We start from the raw sequence: 17,633 nt of genomic DNA on the forward strand, positions 1-17,633 counted from the left end.
CCAGAGAGTAATGACGAAAGTCACGGAGAAAAACAATGTTTGGACGCTTCATGCCCACCGAGGGCAAGTTCTTTGACCTGTTCAACCAGCACGCCGCGCTGTGCGTGAAGGGGGCGCACGAAATGGTCGGCCTGATGACCAATTTCGATGACCTGGAAAACCGCACCCACGCGGTCGAAAGCATCGAAAAGCAGGCCGACAAGATCACCTACACCACGGTGGACCTGCTGCACAAGACCTTCATCACCCCGCTCGACCGCGATGACATCCACAAGCTGATCACGCGCATGGACGACATCCTGGACATGATGGAAGACGCGGCCCAGACCGTGTCGCTGTACGACCTGCACGCCGTGACGCCGGAAGCCAAGCGCCTGGCCGAGCTGTGCCTGTCGTGCTGCCTGAAGGTGCAGGAAGCGGTCGGCATGCTGCACGACATGGACAACGCGCCGAAGATCGTCGCCATCTGCGAAGAGATCGACCGCTTCGAGTCGGACGCCGACCACGTGATGCGCGCCGCCATGTCCAAGCTGTTCCGTGACGAACCGGACGTGCGCAACCTGATCAAGATGAAGGCGATCTACGAGATCCTGGAAACCGTGACCGACCGCTGCGAAGACGTCGCCAACATCATCGAAGGCATCATCGTCGAAAACGCGTAAGCGTCTCGCGGGCAGAAAATTATGGAAACTCTCCACATCAGCATCTACGTGCTGGGCCTGCTGGTGCTGCTGGCACTGGTGTTCGACTTCATGAACGGCTTCCACGATTCGGCGAACTCGATCGCCACCGTGGTCTCCACCGGCGTCCTGAAACCGCAGACCGCGGTCGCGATGGCCGCCTTCTTCAACTTCATCGCGATCTTCGTGGTCAACATGAAGGTGGCGCAGACCATCGGCAAGGGCACCATCGACCCGCACGTGGTCGACCATTACGTGATCTTCGGCGCCCTGGTCGGGGCCATCGCCTGGAACATCATCACCTGGTACTACGGCATCCCGTCCTCGTCCTCGCACGCCCTGATCGGCGGCCTGGTCGGCGCGGCAGTGGCCAAGGCCGGCACCGGCTCGCTGATTTCCGGCGGCCTGATCAAGACCGTGGCCTTCATCGTGGTCGCGCCGCTGCTCGGTTTCGTGCTGGGGTCGATCATCATGCTGATTGTCTCCTGGTTGTTCGTGAAGTCGACGCCGCGCAAGGTCGATACCTGGTTCCGCCGTCTGCAGCTGGCCTCGGCCGCAGCTTATTCGCTGGGCCACGGCGGTAACGACGCGCAAAAGACCATGGGCATCATCTGGATGCTGCTGATCGCGGCCGGCTACACCAACGCCGCCGACACCCATCCACCGGCCTGGGTCATCATCTCGTGCTATGCGGCGATTGCCTTCGGTACGCTGTTCGGCGGCTGGCGCATCGTCAAGACCATGGGCCAGAAGATCACCAAGCTCAAACCGGTCGGCGGCTTCTGCGCCGAATCGGGCGGCGCCGTGACGCTGCTGATGTCGAGCGCCTTCGGCATCCCGGTCTCGACCACCCACACCATCACCGGCGCCATCGTCGGCGTGGGCGCGGCGCAGAAAGCGTCGGCGGTGCGCTGGGGCGTGGCGGGCAATATCGTGTGGGCCTGGATCTTCACCATCCCGGCGTCGGCCTTCATGGCGGCGATCGCGTGGTGGATCGGTACCCACATCATGTAAGAGCAAGTCGGCCGCGACGGCCGGCAACGAAGAACGGAGCCCGCGGGCTCCGTTTTTTTATGCCTGCCTGCGCACCGGCTTCAGATGTTGATGGTGCCGGCGCCGGCGCGCTGCATGTTCTCGAGCTGCGTCTTGTCGACCGCCTCGGCATCCTGCGGCTTGCCGGGCCGGCGCTTGAGATAGGTGCCGGTGGGCAGCGTGCGGTCGGCGGCCGGATCGGCGCCGGCGGTGTTGTTGCCGCTGCTGGCGGCGCAGCCGGACAGCAGGATGGCGGTAACGGCAAACAGCGGGACAAGCTTGTTCAAATCGTGCTCCTGCAGAAAAGTTGGGCCGGGCAATGGGCCGGCACCGTCATTCTAGGCGCGCGATCGGTGGAAATGCACCTGTTCGATGTATCAGGTTGGCGCCATCGGCGTCGTCAGTCCAGCGTCACTTCCAGACCTTCGTAGGCCAGATGCACCTGCAAGTCGCCGAGCCGTCCGGCGTGGCGCGCCAGCACGTCGGCGAAGGCGGCTTCCAGTGCGTCGTCACTGCGCGTCGGCTCGTGGTGGGTGCAGTACAGGGCGCGCGCGCCGACCCGCAGCGCAGTGGCGACTGCCGCGTCGAAGGTGCCGTGGCCCCATCCGGCGCGCGCCGGATATTCGTCGCGCGTGTACGAGCAATCCATGATCAGGGCGTCGACGCCGGCCATCAGCGCGTCCATCGCCTGCTCCCGTTCGCGCAACCGGGCCTCGGCGGCGGCGTGGTGCGGGTCGCCTGGCGGGTGCGGGTTGTTCCACGGCTCGTGGTCGCCCGTAAAGAACAGCGAGCGGCCATTGCAATCGATGCGGTAGCCCAGGTTCAGCACCGGGTGGTTGGTCATCACGTTCGAGACGCTGGCCTGGCCGAGCGCGAGCGGCACGCCGATTTCCAGCGTGCGGTATGCGATGCTGGCCGCCATCTGCGCCTCGCCGACTGGGAAATAGCTGTTCTGCAGCTGCACCGCCATCACGTGCTCGATGCCGCGCCCGCTGGCCTGGTCGTGGGCGCCGTGCAGGCAGATCCGGCTGCCCTTGACGAACAGCGGCGTGAAGAAGGGCAGGCCGTGGATATGGTCCCAGTGGCTGTGGGTGATGAAGATATTGGCGTCGACCGTGGCGCCGTCCTTGAGCAGCTGCTGGGCCAGCGGGAACAGGCCGGTGCCGGCGTCCAGTACGATCAGGGTGCCGTCATCGAGGCGCACCTCGATGCAGGTGGTGTTGCCGCCATAGCGCGCGGTGTGCGGGCCGGGCGAGGGGATCGACCCGCGCACGCCCCAGAAGCGGAATTTCATGGTGACTCCTGGCCAGGACTGACGCAGGTTATTTTAAGCAACCCCGATGATAGCGGGTTTGTGTCCATGTGGCATCGAGGAGCGTGCGCGCAGCTGATTTGCGCGGGATCAGCGCTCGCTTGTTGCAATGCGCGCCTATGTGGCGCCGGGGCCACGGCTTCAGGCGGTCGGGCGTGCCGTTGCGCGGCCGTCACCAACCAGGCACCGGTCGGGCACTCGGCGGCGAGGACAATCATCGGTTCTGCTGCGGATGAGTGGGCGATGCTAAACCCGGACCGAACGCCCGCCACGCCGCGCCGTGATGCGGCGCACGCCGAGCTGCACCGCCAGCGCGCAGGCGGTCGCCACCAGGAACGCGGGGCCGATGGCGCCGCCCGGCAGTAGCAGGGCCAGCGCCAGGCAGAACACGGCGAAGGCATGGTAGCCACCCACCATGCCGCGCAGCAGGGCGACTGCGAAGCCGGGCCCGGAAGCGCGGTGCGAAAAGCCGACCAGCACCGTGCTCATCACCGGGAACATGGCGAACAGCCCGCTCAGCGTCGGCCCCAGGCCGCTGGCCGCCTGGGTCACGGCAACGGTCAGCACTGCTCCGGCCAGCATGCGCCACGGCAGGTCGCGCGCCGGCCGCACATTGGCGGCGCCGGGGGCCGGCGGCTGGCCGATCAGGCGCGGCGCCAGCAGCAGCGCGATCGCGACAACGACGAAGCCGGCCCACGGTGGCAGCGATACACGCTGCAGCACCGCCACCGCCAGCGCCCAGGCCAGCAGCGCCACGCCCAGGCAAGCCGCTACATTGGCGCGCACCGCCATTCGCGCATAGGCCACGCTGAACACCAGCACCGCCAGCACGGCCAGAAAAGTATTGGCTGCGGCAATGGCGGCGAAGTCGCTGCCCTGTTCCAGCGCGATCGCCAGCAGGATCGGGCCGGAGACGATGGGGAAAGCCGACAGCCAGCCGGCCACGCCCGGGCCCCAGCGGCGGCCGGCCAGGGTGACGAGGGCGATCAGGGAGGGGACGAGCAGGAGCTTGAGGATCAGTGGCATCGGGCGGCTTCAAAAACGTTACGCCACGAATGCGTGGCGCATAAAAAACGCCCGCCGAAGAGGGCGGGCGTTGCGGCGGATGCCTGCGCTGGCGCAGGCGGTCCGGGGCGAGGTCAGATCAGGACTCAGAGCACGTCGCTGGCGTGATCGGCCAGGCGCGAGCGTTCGCCGCGCGCCAGCGTCACGTGGCCGCCATGGCTCCAGCCCTTGAAGCGGTCGACCACGTAGGTCAGGCCGCTCGAGCCTTCGGTGAGATAGGGCGTGTCGATCTGGGCGATATTGCCCAGGCACAGGATCTTGGTGCCGGGACCGGCGCGCGTGACCAGCGTCTTCATCTGCTTCGGCGTCAGGTTCTGCGCCTCGTCGATGATCAGGAACTTGTTGACGAAGGTACGGCCGCGCATGAAGTTGAGCGACTTGATCTTGATGCGCGAGCGGATCAGGTCTTGCGTGGCGGCGCGGCCCCAGTCGCCGGCGTCGCCGTCCGACTTCATCAGCACCTCCAGGTTGTCGTCGAACGCGCCCATCCATGGCGACATCTTTTCTTCCTCGGTGCCCGGCAGGAAGCCGATGTCTTCGCCCACCGGCACCGTGACGCGGGTGACGATGATCTCGTTGTACTGCTTGGTCTCGAGCACCTGCGCCAGGCCGGCGGCCAGCGCCAGCAGGGTCTTGCCGGTGCCGGCCTGGCCCAGCAGGGTGATGAAGTCGACTTCCGGATTCATCAGCAGGTTGAGGGCGAAGTTCTGCTCGCGGTTGCGCGCGGTGATGCCCCAGACATTGTTCTTGTTGTGGCTATAGTCGCGCAGCGTCTGCAGCACGGCGGTCTTGCCGTTGATCTGTTTTACCTGAGCGTAGAGCGGCGCTTCGCCATCCTTCGGTTCCAGGAATACGAACTGGTTCACCAGCAGGGTCGGAATCACCGGACCGGTGACACGGTAGTAGGTCGACGAATTGCCGTTGCGGTTTTCCTGCCACGATTCGACGTCCTTGCCGTGGGTGTCCCAGAAGTCGTTCGGCAGTTGGACGATGCCCGAGTACAGCAGGTCGGTGTCTTCCAGCACGTGGTCGTTGAAGTAATCCTCGGCCGGCAGGCCCAGCGCGCGCGCCTTGATGCGCATATTGATGTCTTTCGACACCAGCACGATGGCGCGGCCGTTCATCTGGCCTTCCAGCGCGCGCACCACGCCCAGGATCTGGTTGTCGGCCTTGCCCGACGGCAGGCCTTCGGGCAGGGCGGCGCCGTTCAGGCGGGTCTGGAAGTACAGGCGGCCCTTGGCGTCCTTGTTGCCGAGCTTGGAGAGCGGAATGCCGGACTCGATCGCGTCGTCGTCGACGTTGGCGATCAGGGCGTCCAGCGTGCGCGAGACCTGGCGCGCATTGCGCGCGACTTCGCTCATGCCCTTCTTGTGGTTGTCCAGCTCTTCGAGCGTCATCATCGGCAGGTAGACGTCGTGCTCCTCGAAGCGGAACAGCGAGGTCGGGTCATGCATCAGCACATTGGTATCGAGCACAAACACCTTGGTCGAACCGGAACGGTCGGCCTTGCGGCTGGTGGACGACTTGACGGTGACCTCGACCGGCTTGTGCTTGACCGGATGCGGCTGGCCGGCATCGGTTTCGCGCAGCTTGGCCTGGACCGGTGCTGGAACAGGGGCGGCAGCGGAAACCAGCGCAGGTGCGGCGCCCTTGGCGGGCTTGGCAGCCGCCACCGGCGCTTCGGCCGCGGCCAGGGTGTCCTGGGCCTTGCGGCGCGCACGCGATTTAGGGGTAGGGACGGCCTGACCGCTGATCAGGTCTTCGACGTCGGCGTCGGTCTTGGCCGAGGCCGGGCGCACCGGGCTCTTGCCGGGTTCCGCCTTGGGGTAATCTTTTACCAGCAGCATGGTGGCTGGTTGAGTAGGTAGCTTGGGCAGTGGCATCAGGTTCTCAATCTAGAAAAATAAGGAAAGGCCGTGTGCGCGCGGGCCATGCGGGCGCTGCAGACGGGAACGATGCAACTTGGGGGTACTTCGAACGATACGATGGGGACTTGCAGGGACATCCTGTTGCGGCTCGGCCGGACTTGGGCAGGTGCAGAAGCGGGGAAGCTGATGCGCGTGCGGGCCCGGCGGGCAAGCAGAATGGAGTGAGGCTGATGTGTTGCGGTTTGACTCAAAATAAACGATAGCGTTCCAGCAAGTTAAACAAACTGGAGCCATCCGTTTTTCAGGGCTGGCTCTTCAGAAATTCCAGCACTTCGGTCACGTGATCGTTGACTTTCACGCCACGCCATTCTTTCACCAATCGGCCTTGAGCGTCAATGACAAACGTACTGCGCTCGACGCCACGTACTTGTTTGCCATACATATTTTTCAGCTTCATGACATTGAACTGGCCGCACACGGCTTCTTCCGGATCAGAGATCAGCTCGAACGGCAGGCCCAGCTTGGACTTGAAGTTCTCGTGCGAGCGCAGCGAATCGCGGCTCAGGCCATAGATCTCCGCGCCCAGCGCCTCGAACTGCGGATACGCTTCGCGAAAGGCGATGCTCTCGGTGGTGCAGCCGGGCGTGTTGTCCTTGGGGTAGAAGTACAGCACGGTGTACTTGGCCGGACGCCCGGCCAGTTCGAAGGTCTGGCCGCCGGTCATGGCGGCGCTGAAAGGCGCGACGCTGGCGTCGGCGGCGGGTGCAGGTGCAAGAACGGCGGTTGCGGTTTGGCTCTCGGCCACGGGATTCTCCTGGCGGTTCGGGATGTCCTCCCTGGCACGAAAAGCAGGGAGCGGCATTGCGATGATAATCGCCTGTGCCGCGCGCCGCCAGTCCCGGCTGGGCAAATTGGCAATCTTGTCGCAAAGTTGAGCGTAATTGCCAGATTTCAAGAGCCCTTATGCGCACAAGCTCCTGGGATCAGTCCGTGCCGGCCCGCCTCAGGCGCCGCTGCCGACGATCAGGGCCAGCGTGACCTTGCGCCCTTCGCCCATCAGGATGTTATAGGTGCGGCAGGCGGCCTGGCTGTCCATGCTTTCGACGCCGATGCGCAGGTTCGACAGGCTGGCGATCAGGCGCGGGTGGACGAAGCGCTGGCGCTCGCCGGTGCCGAGGATGACCACGTCCGGCTTGTCCTCGGCGATCTGCTCGAAGTGCGCGGCGGTCAGGTCCTCGAAACGGGTCACGTTCCAGGGCCGCGGCGGCACTTCGGGCAGAACGGTGAGGCTGTAGTCGAAGGGCTGGGCATTGATCTCCACCACGCCAGCGTGGTAACCGGTCACGGTCTGGTATTGTTGCGTATCGTCGGAATGAAGCTTCATCGTCTGGCCTGATCAAACAAGTGGGCAAACAGGATGCACCGTGCGATTGCCGCGGCGCACCACCAAAACGCCCATTGTACCCGCAGCCGCGTATTCCCCCAGCTCGCCCCGAGGTTGCCTAATCCGCAGCCTTTCGGCAGAATGGTATTTTTCGCACTGCAACAGTGCACGCTCACACCAGGGGTTACTTTGCGACCGATCCTCAAATCGAACAAGCTCGACGACGTCTGCTACGAGATCCGTGGACCCGCCCTGGACAAGGCGCGCCAGATGGAAGACGACGGCCAGAAGATCATCAAGCTGAATATCGGCAACCTGGCCGTGTTCGGCTTCGACGCGCCGGACGAGATCGTCAGCGACATGATCCGCAACATGCACAACGCGGCCGGCTACACCGATTCGAAGGGCATGTTCGCGCCGCGCAAGGCGGTGATGCACTACACCCAGCAAAAGGGCATCGCCAACGTCGGCATCGACGACATCTACCTCGGCAACGGCGCCTCGGAGCTGATCGTGATGGCGATGCAGGGCCTGCTCAACAACGGCGACGAGGTGCTGGTGCCGGCGCCCGACTACCCGCTGTGGACCGCGGCCGTGAGCCTGGCCGGCGGCGCGCCGGTGCACTACATCTGCGACGAGGGGGCCGGCTGGATGCCGGACATCGAGGACATGCGCAGGAAGATCACGCCGAACACGCGCGCGATCGTGGTGATCAACCCGAATAACCCGACCGGCGCGTTGTATTCGCGCGAGGTGCTGCTCGAGATCATCGAGCTGGCGCGCCAGCACGGCCTGATCATCTACGCCGACGAGATCTACGACAAGACCTTGTACGACGGCGCCGAACACGTTTCCCTGGCCTCGCTGGCCGACGACGTGCTGTTCGTGACCCTGAACGGCCTGTCGAAGAACTACCGCTCGTGCGGCTACCGCGCCGGCTGGATGGTGGTGTCGGGCGAGAAGCGCCATGCGAAAGGCTATATCGAAGGCCTGAACATGCTGGCCTCGATGCGCCTGTGCGCCAATGCGCCGGGCCAGTTCGCGATCCAGACCGCGCTCGGCGGCTACCAGAGCATCGACGACCTGGTCAAGCCGGGCGGGCGCCTCCTGAAACAGCGCGACCTCGCGCACCAACTGCTTACCGATATTCCGGGCGTGAGCTGCGTGAAGCCAAAAGCCGCGCTGTACATGTTCCCGCGCCTCGATCCGAAGATGTACCCGATCACGGACGACCAGCAGTTCATCTGCGAACTGCTGTCCGAGGAAAAAGTGCTGCTGGTGCAAGGCACCGGCTTTAACTGGATCGCCCCGGATCACTTCCGGCTGGTCTTCCTTCCCAACTCCGACGATTTAACGGACGCCTGCGGACGCATCGCGCGCTTCCTCGACGGTTACCGACGGCGTCATGCCTGAGCACGGCTGCGGCGCTTTGAAAGCCGCAGCCTGTGCCGGACCTGTGCGCCTGGACCAATAGAGAAACAGATTACATGAAACCGATCCAAGTTGGCCTTCTGGGAATCGGCACCGTCGGTGCCGGCACCTTCAACGTTTTACAGCGCAACCAGGCAGACATCCGGCGCCGCGCCGGGCGCGGCATCGAGATCGCCATGGTGGCGGCGCGCAATACCGAGCGCGCACGCCAGTTGACCGGCGACAGCGTCACCGTGGTGGCCGATCCGTTCGAGGTGGTGAACCATCCCGACATCGACATCGTGGTCGAGCTGATCGGCGGCTACGACTTGCCGAAGGAACTGGTCTTACGCGCCATTGCCAACGGCAAGCACGTGGTCACCGCCAACAAGGCGCTGCTGGCGCAGCACGGCAACGAGATCTTCGCCGCCGCCCAGGACAAGGGCGTGATGGTGGCGTTCGAGGCCGCCGTGGCCGGCGGCATTCCGATCATCAAGGCGCTGCGCGAAGGCCTGACCGCGAACCGCATCGAGTCGGTGGCCGGCATCATCAACGGCACCACCAACTTCATCCTGTCCGAGATGCGCGAGAAGGGGCTCGACTTCGCCACCGTGCTGAAACAGGCGCAGGAGCTGGGCTATGCCGAAGCCGACCCGACCTTCGACATCGAAGGCGTGGACGCGGCCCATAAACTGACCATCATGTCGGCGATCGCCTTCGGCATCCCGGTGCAGTTCGACAAGGCCTACGTGGAAGGCATCAGCCGGCTGCAGGCGCAGGACATCCGCTACGCCGAGCAGCTCGGCTACCGCATCAAGCTGCTGGGCATCACCCGCCGTACGCATACCGAGTCGGGCGAGGGCGTCGAGCTGCGCGTGCACCCGACCCTGATCCCGACCGGGCGCCTGATCGCCAACGTCGAAGGCGCAATGAACGCGGTGCTGGTGCAGGCCGACGCCGTCGGCGCCACGCTGTACTACGGCAAGGGCGCGGGCTCGGAGCCGACCGCCTCGGCGGTGATCGCCGACCTGGTCGACGTGACCCGCCTGCTCACGGCCGACCCGTACAGCCGCGTGCCGCACCTGGCGTTCCAGCCGAACCAGATGACGGATGTGGCCATCGTGCCGATGTCCGAGATCACCACCAGCTACTACCTGCGCGTGCACGTGCAGGACCAGCTGGGCGTGATGGCCGACCTGACCCGCATCCTGGCCGACGCCGGCATCTCGATCGACGCGGTGCTGCAGAAGGAACCGGGCAACCAGACCGACATCGACATCATCATGCTCACGCACCAGACGCGCGAAAAGAACATCGATGCGGCGATCGCCAAGATCGAAGGGCTGCCGGCGGTGATCGGGAAGGTGACGCGGATTCGCCTGGAAAGCCTGGGGTAAGCCTGCGCTTTCTCCGGCGACGGCTTACGGTGGCGGCAGGCCTTCGTGCACGACCGCGTTTGGTACGCTCGGCTCCGGCCGGAACGGACAATCCTCATCATCGTCGATGAGGGCGGTAGTCAGGAGCAGCAGATCCTGCTCGATGTGCTCGAACAGCGCATTGGCGACGCTGGCGTAGCAAACGTGGAAGTTGGCTGAAGTCATCCGCGGATTCTACCCCGCGTTGCAGCGCATAATTCTCTCGGATCAGGTGTCGTTTGACCGGTTTCAATCGACATTAGCGCCCGCGGCACGTTTTCGGCGCAGCCGCTTGTCCGGCGCCGCGCTTTATGGTCGACAGCTGACCCGGTCCTGACCCCGCGTTGATCAATCAACGGCGCGTATCGCCGCCCACGACCTCGGGTATCGTCTGCGGATACGCAATCATGTGTGTGAGAAACAGCGTTTGTTGTGCCGGTCTTGCCGTTGTACATTACGCACTCCACATCACCCGAGCCAAGAAGCATGAGCCAACCGAGCCAGTTTTCCCTGCTGACCCAGCGCCGATTCGGCCCGTTTTTCTGGACCCAGTTCCTGGGCGCGTTCAACGACAACCTGTTCAAGACCGCGCTGCTGGTCGTGATGACCTACGACGCGCTGAACTGGACCTCGCTCGATCCGTCGCTACTGAACAACCTGATCCCGGGCCTGTTCATCCTGCCCTACGTGCTGTTCTCCGCCACATCGGGCCAGATCGCCGACAAATACGACAAGGCCAGGCTGGCGCGCATCGTCAAGATCGCCGAGATCGCGATCATGCTGATCGCCGGCATCGGCTGGATGACCCACACGCTGTGGCTGCTGATCGTGGCGGTGGTCGGCATGGGCATGCACTCGACGCTGTTCGGACCGGTCAAGTATGCCTATCTGCCGCAGAACCTCAAACCCGATGAACTGGTTGGCGGCAATGGCGTGGTCGAGATGGGTACTTTTGTCGGCATCCTGCTGGGCGAGGTGGCGGGCGCGATCCTGGTCGGCTACAAGCCGAACGGCATCCTGCTGGTGGCCGCCGCCACCCTGGCGTTCGCCGTGCTGGGGCTAGTGGCCAGCTGGCGCATCCCGCCGTCGCCGGCGCCGGCGCCCGAGCTGCGCATCAGCCGCAACCCGTTCGCTGAATCGTGGCGCAACCTGGCGTATTCGCGCCAGAACCGCACCGTGTTCCTGTCGATGCTGGGCAATTCCTGGTTCTGGTTCTACGGCGCCTTGCTGCTGGCCCAGTTCCCGGTGTTTTCGAAGGATTACCTGAAGGGCGACCACAGCGTGTTCGTGCTGCTGTTGACCGTGTTCTCGCTCGGCATCGGCGCCGGTTCGCTGCTGTGCGAACGGCTGTCGGGCCGCAAGGTCGAGATCGGCCTGGTGCCGTTCGGCTCGATCGGGCTGTCGGTGTTCGGCATCGACCTGTATTTCGCCAGCCAGGCTTTCGTTGGCGGCACGGTCGGCGGCGCGGCGGTGGTGGACGCCATGACGCTGCTGGGCCAGCCGGGCGTGCTGCGCATCCTGGCCGACCTGGTGCTGATCGGCGTGTTCGGCGGCTTCTTCATCGTGCCGCTGTTCGCCCTGATCCAGACCCGCTGCGACCAGAAGCACGTCTCGCGCACCATCGCCGGCATGAACATCCTGAACGCGCTGTTCATGGTGGCATCCGCCGGCGTGGCGATCCTGCTGCTGGGGCAGGGCTTCACGATTCCGGAACTGTTCCTGACCACGGCCCTGCTCAATGCGGTGGTGGCGATCTACATCTTCTCGCTGGTGCCGGAATTCCTGATGCGCTTCCTGGCCTGGCTGCTGATCCACACCGTGTACCGGGTGCGCACCGTCGACACGGCGAACATCCCGGACGAGGGCGCCGCGATCCTGGTCTGCAACCACGTCAGCTACGTCGACGCGATCGTGATCAACGCCGCCAGCCCCCGTCCGATCCGCTTCGTGATGGACCACCGCATCTTCAAGACGCCATTCTTGCGCTGGATCTTCCGCGCCGTGAATGCGATCCCGATCGCGCCGGCCAAGGAAGATCCCTGGGTGATGGAAAAGGCCTTCGTGGATATTGCCCACGCCCTGCACGACGGCGAGCTGGTCTGCATCTTCCCGGAAGGGAAGCTGACCACCACCGGCGACCTGAACGAGTTCCGCAACGGCATTGCGAAAATCGTCGAGCGCAGCCGGGTGCCGGTGATCCCGATGGCGCTGCGCGGCCTGTGGGGCAGCTGGTTCACGCGCGACCAGAGCAACCTGTTCGAACGCCGCATTGCGCGCGGCATGCGTTCGCAGCTGGCGCTGGCGGTGGGGCTGCCGGTGGCGCCGGAGCAGGCCACGCCGGAATACCTGCGCCAGCAGGTGCTGGCGCTGCGCGGCGACTGGAAGTAATGGAACAGGCGCCGCCATGCAGGCGGGGACGGCGCCTCTGTCGCGCGAATTTATTCCGGCGGCGTGTATCAAAAACTCAAGATTTTTTCTGTCTCTGATATAATTGTTGGCTAGTCGGGGCGTAGCGCAGCCTGGTAGCGTACCTGCATGGGGTGCAGGGGGTCGGAGGTTCGAATCCTCTCGCCCCGACCATAGAATCAACGAGTCAGGCCAGCTTTCGAGCTGGCCTTTTTCGTTTCCGGACGCTGCCGAGGCCGCTCAATCCATCAGCACCTGTTCCGTCATGCGCACCTGCGCATACTCACCGTCCAGGTTGGCCAGCGCCATCAGGTGCACCTCTTCGGCGCTGCGCAGGTTGCCGCCGAAATCCGTTTTCTCGAACGCGAAGCAGGCGTCGGCCACCACCGTCACATCGAAACCGAGATTGCCTGCCGTGCGCGCGCTGGCCTCGACCGAGTTGTTGGTGCTGACCCCGGCGATCACGACGTGGCGCAGGCCGCGCGCATGCAGCCAGCGCTCCAGGCCGGTGTTCACGAAGGCATCCGGCACGTTCTTGTCGACCACGTGCTCGTGCGCCAGCGGCAGGAAGCGCTCCTGGAACAAAGCGCCCGGCTGACCCGGCGCGAATACCGACGCCGGCGAACGGCTGATGTGGCGCACCAGCACCACCGGCTGGCCGCGCGCCCGCCAGGCGCCGAGCAGGCGCGCGATGCGCGCTTCCGCGTCCGGATTGTTGCGAGGAGGAAGCGTATCGAAACGCATTCCCTGCTGCATGTCGATGACGATCAGCGCTGCGTGTTGCTGGTCCATGATGCTCCCCGGTTGGTCGATATCCAGCCTGTCGGCTGACCAGGATGATTCTATCGCGCAATGCCGGCGTCGCCTTCAGGACAAGCCCGGCTCCAGCGTCGGCGCATCCTGCACGATGCGCGCGTCGAGCGGGATGTCGATCACGAAAGTGGTCCCGCGCTCTGCGCTGCTGTCCAGTCCGATACTGCCGCCATGGCTCTCGGCTACCGCGCGCACGTAGGGCAAGCCGATGCCCCAGCCCTGGCGCTCACCGCTCCTGGCCGCTTCGGCGCGGCGATACATCTGGAAGATGCATTCCTGTTCCTCCAGCGGGATTTGCGGGCCGTGGTTGTGCACCGTCAGCAGCAGCCGCTCGTGCACTTCCTGGATCGCGATCGTCACCGGCGTATCCTGCGCGCCATATTTCAGAGCGTTGCCGACCAGGTTCTCGGTGGCGCGCTTGAGAGCCAGCCGGTCCCAGTGGCCGACGATCGAGCGCGCGTCGACCACGATGCAAGGGCCGTGCGCGGTCTGGGCATCGGCCTGCACTTCCTTGACCACCTCGCAGATGTCAACGCGATGCAGGTCGAGCTGGATGTTTTCGCCGCTGTGAAACGCCATGGTGTTGAGTAGCTCGTCGATCATGCCGTTCATGCGCTGGACGTTGTTCAGCGCCTTGGCGGCGACCATCTTGATGCGGGTAACGTCGTTGCTCATCAGGATCAGTTCGAGCGCCGTCGTGGTGGCGGTCAGGGGGCCGCGCATGTCGTGGGTGAGGGCGGCCGCGAAGCGCTCGCGAAAGCCGCTGTGCACCAGCGAAAACGACTGCACCGCTTGCTGGATGCCGGAGTCGATCGAGGAATGGATGATCTCGGTCTCGCGATGGTCGAGCGTCACGCCCTCGCGCTGCAGCACGTGGAAGATCGCCCAGCGCAAGACCTGGTATTCCTCGATCAGGGCCGCGTGGTCGTAGGCCGTGACGCGCGCCCGTTCGCCGCCATGCTCGGCGGCCACGGTGGTGCCGTCCACGCCCGACAGGCGCGGATAGTCGGGGCTGATGCTTTGCGCGATATTGTCGTAGAACACCGGCAGCGTATCGATCAGCACCGGGTGCTGCACCGTGCTGGCCTGGGCGATGCGTTCGCGCACCCGCGTTTCCCACGCGCCGAACACGGCGTCGCGCAAGGCGAGCATGCGCCGGGCGTTGGGCGACAGCGGGGGCGAGGCCTGGTCCTGGTCACTGGCAAGCGTCATGCGGAGGTCCGTTCGTTGATGTGCATACGATCCGCCATGCTACGCGAAATGGCGCCGGACCGAAGCGCATTGTGACGCCGCTGCGTGCTCATCTGTAACAGTTGGCGCAATATGGCATTGGCGCCACGCGCCAGCCGAGTCCTTCGGCGCCGTCAACCGACCGTGTCCACGCGCGGCAAGCCAGCGAACACGTCGAGCAGATGCGGAATGTCGACCGGCTTGACCAGGTGCAGCGCGAAGCCGGCGCGCTGCGAGGCTTCCATGTCCTGCGGCTGGCCATAACCGCTGAGCGCGATCATCGTGGTGTGCGCGGCCCGGGGCAGGGCGCGCAGGCGGCCGACCAGCTGGTAGCCGTCCATGTCCGGCAAGCCGATGTCGAGCAGGCAGACGTCGAACGTCTCGTGCCCGGCGCGGCGCAGCGCCGCCAGCGGCGACTCTTCCACCGCGACCGTGTGCCCGAGCGCCGACAGCAGGATCGACAGCGATTCGGCGGCGTCGCGGTTGTCGTCGACCACCATGATGCGCAGCGGGCGCTGCGGCGCGAGCGCCGCTTTGGCGGCATCCGGCTGCGCCATCGTTGCCGGTTCGCGCGCCGGCAGCGGCAGGGTGACGCTGAAGCAGCTGCCGCGGCCTGGCCCGCCGCTCGCCGCCTCGACCGTGCCGCCGTGCAGGCCGACCATGCTGCGCACCAGCGCCAGCCCCAGCCCGAGTCCACCCTGGGCGCGGTCGGGTGTGCGCTTGGCCTGGGTGAACAGCTCGAAGATGTCGGGCAGCAGGGCGCCGTCGATGCCGATGCCGTTGTCGCGCACGCTGAGCTTGATATGGCCCGGCGCGGCGTCGGCGCACACCGCGATCTCGCCGCCGTCGGGCGTGTACTTGGCGGCGTTGTTGAGGAGGTTGGCCATCACCTGCACCAGCCGCTTGCGGTCGCCGATCACGGTGACGTTGGCGTCGCCCAGGCGGGTCGATAGCGTGTGGCCCTTCTTTTCGATCAGCGGGCGCGCCTGTTCGATAGCGCTCTGGATTACCGACTTCATGTCGACCGCCACTTTTTCGAGCTCGACCAGGCCACGCGTGACGCGCGAGACATCCAGCAGATCGTCCACCAGCTCGACCATGTGGCGCACCTGGCGCCCGATCACGTCGCCGGCCTGGGCGATGCGTTTCGGCTCGCCCCCGGACAGTTTGAGGATCTGGGCCGCGGTGCTGATCGGCGCCAAAGGATTACGCAGTTCGTGCGCCAGCATGGCCAGGAATTCGTCCTTGCGCGCATTGGCCGAGCGCAGTTCCTCGGCCGCCAGCTTCTGGTCGTGCACGTCGGTCACGGTGCCCATCCAGCGGACGATGCGCCCGCCGTCGTCGCGCACCGGCAGCGCCCGGTTGAGCACCCAGCGGTAGTCGCCGCTGACGTGGCGGATGCGGTGTTCGACCTCGAACAGGCGGCCGCTGGCCAGGCTGTCCCGCCACAGGTGCATCAAGGTCGGCAGGTCGTCCGGATGGATCACGCCGATCCAGTCGCTGCCGCTCAGCTCGCGGCTGCTCAGGCCGGTGAATTCGCTCCAGCGCGCGTTCGCGTAATCGTTCGAGCCGTCGGGCAGGCACGACCACACCATCTGCGGCATGGCTTCGGTCATGATCCGGAACTTGCCTTCGCTCTCCTGCAGCGCGCGCCGGGTGTCGACCTCGGCCGTGATGTCCATGGTCGCCGCCACCGCGCCGCGGATCGCGCCGGCCTCGTCGCGGATCGCGCTGGCGCGGGTGAAGATGGTGCGCTGCTCGCCCGGCCGGCCGAAGGGCTGGATCTCAATGATGTCGCTGTCGACCCTTTCGCCGCGCAGGGCGCGCGCCAGCGACCAGTCGTGCGACGCCACCGGCTCGCCGTGGCGCGCCGAGCCGTCGGCCCACCAGCCGCGCCATTCGGCGTACTGGTCCGGGCTGGCGGACATCGGGTGTTCGCCCCACAGCGTCTGGCTCATCGGGTTGGCGGACGACAGCGCGCCGTGCTCGTCGGCATAGATGATCGCCACCGGCGCCGCGGCCAGCAGAGCGTCCAGGCGCCGGCGGTCGGCCTCGGCCTGGGCCGCGGCCGCGCGCGCCGCCAGTTCGCTCAGCTGCAGGGCGCGCTCGGCCTTCTTCTGGTCGGTGATGTCGGTGAACAGCAGCGCCACGCGGCGCTTGCCGGGATGCGCGATCGGGCTGGCATACACGGTGAACCAGCGGCCCATCGCTTCCGAGCCTTCGTTGAAGCGGCGCGCCACGCCGCTGCGGGCGATCGCGTCGTAGCTGTCGACCCAGCTCTGCTCGAGGTCCGGCACCAGCTGGCGCGCGGTCTTGCCGACGCTGTCGACCAGGCCGGTATGGCGGGCGAAGGCGTGGTTGGCTTCCAGGAAGCGGTAGTCGGCCGCGCGTCCTTCGGCGTCATCGATCATCTCGAGCAGGCAGAAGCCATCGTCCATGGTCTCGATCAGCGCGTGGTTGGTCTGCTCCAGGCGCTGGCGCAGCAGGTGGTCGCGCGTGACGTCGTTGCAGATCACCAGCACCCCGTGGATGCCGCTCTCGTCCTCGATCGGGCTGTAGCCGTAGGTCCACCACACGTCCTGGCGCTCGCCGTGGCGGGTCAGCGGCACCAGCCGGTCTTCGTGCCAGACGCTGCCTTCGCCACGGATCACGCGCTCGATGTCGGGCCCGATGATGTCCCAGGCCTCGGCCCAGCAGGCGCGGCCGGGCTGGCCGAGCGCCGACGGGTGGCGTTCCGGCCCCATGGTGCGGCGGTAGCCGTCGTTGTAGAACTGGATCAGGTCGTCGCCCCACCAGATGAACATCGGGTGGTTGCTGGACAGGAGCAGGCGCACCACGGTCTTCAGGGTCGACGGCCAGGCCTCGGGCGCGCCGAGCGAGGTGTGTTGCCAGTCGTGGGCGCGCATCAGGGCGCCCATCTCGCCGCCGCCGGCAAGGAAGCTGAAACTCGAGTTCAATGTGGTCCGCTGTGAATGTGGTCAGCCGTGAACGATACGGGCTATCCGGCAAACCCGCAAC

At 65.6% G+C, this 17,633-nt stretch carries 15 protein-coding genes and 1 tRNA gene; 6 read left to right on the forward strand and 10 right to left on the reverse strand.

What is annotated here, in order from left to right; all coding sequences use genetic code 11:
• The first annotated feature begins 35 nt into the window (after positions 1–35).
• Together QPK27_RS04375 and QPK27_RS04380 are read left to right on the forward strand one after the other, a co-directional pair.
• Positions 36–662, forward strand: a complete 627-nt coding sequence (locus QPK27_RS04375; protein ID WP_290416991.1) for a DUF47 domain-containing protein — start codon at positions 36–38, stop codon at positions 660–662.
• Between the two features lie 21 nt (positions 663–683).
• On the forward strand, positions 684–1,694 hold the full coding sequence (locus QPK27_RS04380) for an inorganic phosphate transporter (protein ID WP_290416992.1): 1,011 nt from the start codon (positions 684–686) through the stop codon (positions 1,692–1,694).
• 80 nt (positions 1,695–1,774) lie between these two features.
• On the opposite strand, the gene QPK27_RS04385 is transcribed toward QPK27_RS04380, so the two are convergent.
• The 6 genes from QPK27_RS04385 to QPK27_RS04410 form a co-directional block, all read right to left on the reverse strand.
• A complete protein-coding gene (locus QPK27_RS04385) occupies positions 1,775–1,999 on the reverse strand; it encodes a hypothetical protein (RefSeq protein WP_290416993.1) in 225 nt (74 codons plus the stop codon).
• Between the two features lie 113 nt (positions 2,000–2,112).
• Entirely contained in the window at positions 2,113–3,006 is an 894-nt protein-coding gene (locus QPK27_RS04390; RefSeq protein WP_290416994.1) for an MBL fold metallo-hydrolase, read from the reverse strand.
• Between the two features lie 264 nt (positions 3,007–3,270).
• Positions 3,271–4,050, reverse strand: a complete 780-nt coding sequence (locus QPK27_RS04395) for a hypothetical protein (protein WP_290416995.1) — start codon at positions 4,048–4,050, stop codon at positions 3,271–3,273.
• 125 nt (positions 4,051–4,175) lie between these two features.
• Positions 4,176–5,972: a PhoH family protein gene (locus tag QPK27_RS04400; RefSeq protein WP_290416996.1), complete on the reverse strand. Its 1,797-nt coding sequence runs from the start codon at positions 5,970–5,972 to the stop codon at positions 4,176–4,178.
• Between the two features lie 286 nt (positions 5,973–6,258).
• Positions 6,259–6,762 carry a peroxiredoxin gene (locus QPK27_RS04405; protein WP_290417236.1) on the reverse strand — a complete coding sequence of 168 codons (504 nt, stop codon included), beginning with the start codon at positions 6,760–6,762 and terminating at the stop codon, positions 6,259–6,261.
• A 198-nt stretch (positions 6,763–6,960) separates the two neighbouring features.
• Positions 6,961–7,341, reverse strand: a complete 381-nt coding sequence (locus QPK27_RS04410) for an Mth938-like domain-containing protein (protein ID WP_290416997.1) — start codon at positions 7,339–7,341, stop codon at positions 6,961–6,963.
• A 189-nt stretch (positions 7,342–7,530) separates the two neighbouring features.
• Between QPK27_RS04410 and QPK27_RS04415 the strand changes: the two genes are divergently transcribed.
• Both QPK27_RS04415 and QPK27_RS04420 read left to right on the forward strand, forming a co-directional pair.
• Positions 7,531–8,754, forward strand: coding sequence for a pyridoxal phosphate-dependent aminotransferase (locus QPK27_RS04415; protein WP_290416998.1), 1,224 nt, complete (start codon positions 7,531–7,533; stop codon positions 8,752–8,754).
• A 74-nt stretch (positions 8,755–8,828) separates the two neighbouring features.
• A complete protein-coding gene (locus QPK27_RS04420) occupies positions 8,829–10,148 on the forward strand; it encodes a homoserine dehydrogenase (RefSeq protein WP_290416999.1) in 1,320 nt (439 codons plus the stop codon).
• 24 nt (positions 10,149–10,172) lie between these two features.
• On the opposite strand, the gene QPK27_RS04425 is transcribed toward QPK27_RS04420, so the two are convergent.
• Positions 10,173–10,352 (reverse strand): hypothetical protein, encoded by a 180-nt coding sequence (locus QPK27_RS04425; protein WP_290417000.1) that lies wholly within the window; start codon positions 10,350–10,352, stop codon positions 10,173–10,175.
• Between the two features lie 300 nt (positions 10,353–10,652).
• On the opposite strand from QPK27_RS04425, the gene QPK27_RS04430 reads away from it, so the two are divergent.
• Together QPK27_RS04430 and QPK27_RS04435 are read left to right on the forward strand one after the other, a co-directional pair.
• Positions 10,653–12,554, forward strand: coding sequence for an MFS transporter (locus QPK27_RS04430; RefSeq protein ID WP_290417001.1), 1,902 nt, complete (start codon positions 10,653–10,655; stop codon positions 12,552–12,554).
• A 115-nt stretch (positions 12,555–12,669) separates the two neighbouring features.
• A tRNA-Pro gene (locus QPK27_RS04435) sits at positions 12,670–12,746 on the forward strand.
• A 66-nt stretch (positions 12,747–12,812) separates the two neighbouring features.
• Here the strand turns inward: QPK27_RS04435 and QPK27_RS04440 are convergent.
• The 3 genes from QPK27_RS04440 to QPK27_RS04450 all read right to left on the reverse strand — a co-directional run bounded on the left by QPK27_RS04440 (position 12,813) and on the right by QPK27_RS04450 (position 17,572).
• Entirely contained in the window at positions 12,813–13,364 is a 552-nt protein-coding gene (locus tag QPK27_RS04440; RefSeq protein WP_290417002.1) for a cysteine hydrolase family protein, read from the reverse strand.
• A gap of 75 nt (positions 13,365–13,439) precedes the next feature.
• The gene (locus QPK27_RS04445) at positions 13,440–14,597 is read right to left on the reverse strand and encodes a sensor histidine kinase KdpD (RefSeq protein WP_290417003.1); all 1,158 of its coding nucleotides are present in this window, start codon (positions 14,595–14,597) and stop codon (positions 13,440–13,442) included.
• A gap of 152 nt (positions 14,598–14,749) precedes the next feature.
• Positions 14,750–17,572, reverse strand: a complete 2,823-nt coding sequence (locus QPK27_RS04450; RefSeq protein WP_290417004.1) for a PAS domain S-box protein — start codon at positions 17,570–17,572, stop codon at positions 14,750–14,752.
• Positions 17,573–17,633 lie beyond the last annotated feature (61 nt).

Source organism: Massilia sp. YIM B02443, from assembly GCF_030411955.1.
In the GTDB taxonomy this organism is placed as follows: domain Bacteria; phylum Pseudomonadota; class Gammaproteobacteria; order Burkholderiales; family Burkholderiaceae_D; genus Telluria.

Bases quoted from the DNA above. Each gene is read 5' to 3' on its own strand.
- QPK27_RS04375 (WP_290416991.1), top strand. From the start codon at position 36: ATGTTTGGACGCTTCATGCCCACCGAGGGCAAGTTCTTTGACCTGTTC.
- QPK27_RS04380 (WP_290416992.1), top strand. From the start codon at position 684: ATGGAAACTCTCCACATCAGCATCTACGTGCTGGGCCTGCTGGTGCTG.
- QPK27_RS04390 (WP_290416994.1), bottom strand. From the start codon at position 3,006: ATGAAATTCCGCTTCTGGGGCGTGCGCGGGTCGATCCCCTCGCCCGGC.
- QPK27_RS04395 (WP_290416995.1), bottom strand. From the start codon at position 4,050: ATGCCACTGATCCTCAAGCTCCTGCTCGTCCCCTCCCTGATCGCCCTC.
- QPK27_RS04400 (WP_290416996.1), bottom strand. From the start codon at position 5,972: ATGCCACTGCCCAAGCTACCTACTCAACCAGCCACCATGCTGCTGGTA.
- QPK27_RS04410 (WP_290416997.1), bottom strand. From the start codon at position 7,341: ATGAAGCTTCATTCCGACGATACGCAACAATACCAGACCGTGACCGGT.
- QPK27_RS04420 (WP_290416999.1), top strand. From the start codon at position 8,829: ATGAAACCGATCCAAGTTGGCCTTCTGGGAATCGGCACCGTCGGTGCC.
- QPK27_RS04425 (WP_290417000.1), bottom strand. From the start codon at position 10,352: ATGACTTCAGCCAACTTCCACGTTTGCTACGCCAGCGTCGCCAATGCG.
- QPK27_RS04430 (WP_290417001.1), top strand. From the start codon at position 10,653: ATGAGCCAACCGAGCCAGTTTTCCCTGCTGACCCAGCGCCGATTCGGC.
- QPK27_RS04440 (WP_290417002.1), bottom strand. From the start codon at position 13,364: ATGGACCAGCAACACGCAGCGCTGATCGTCATCGACATGCAGCAGGGA.
- QPK27_RS04445 (WP_290417003.1), bottom strand. From the start codon at position 14,597: ATGACGCTTGCCAGTGACCAGGACCAGGCCTCGCCCCCGCTGTCGCCC.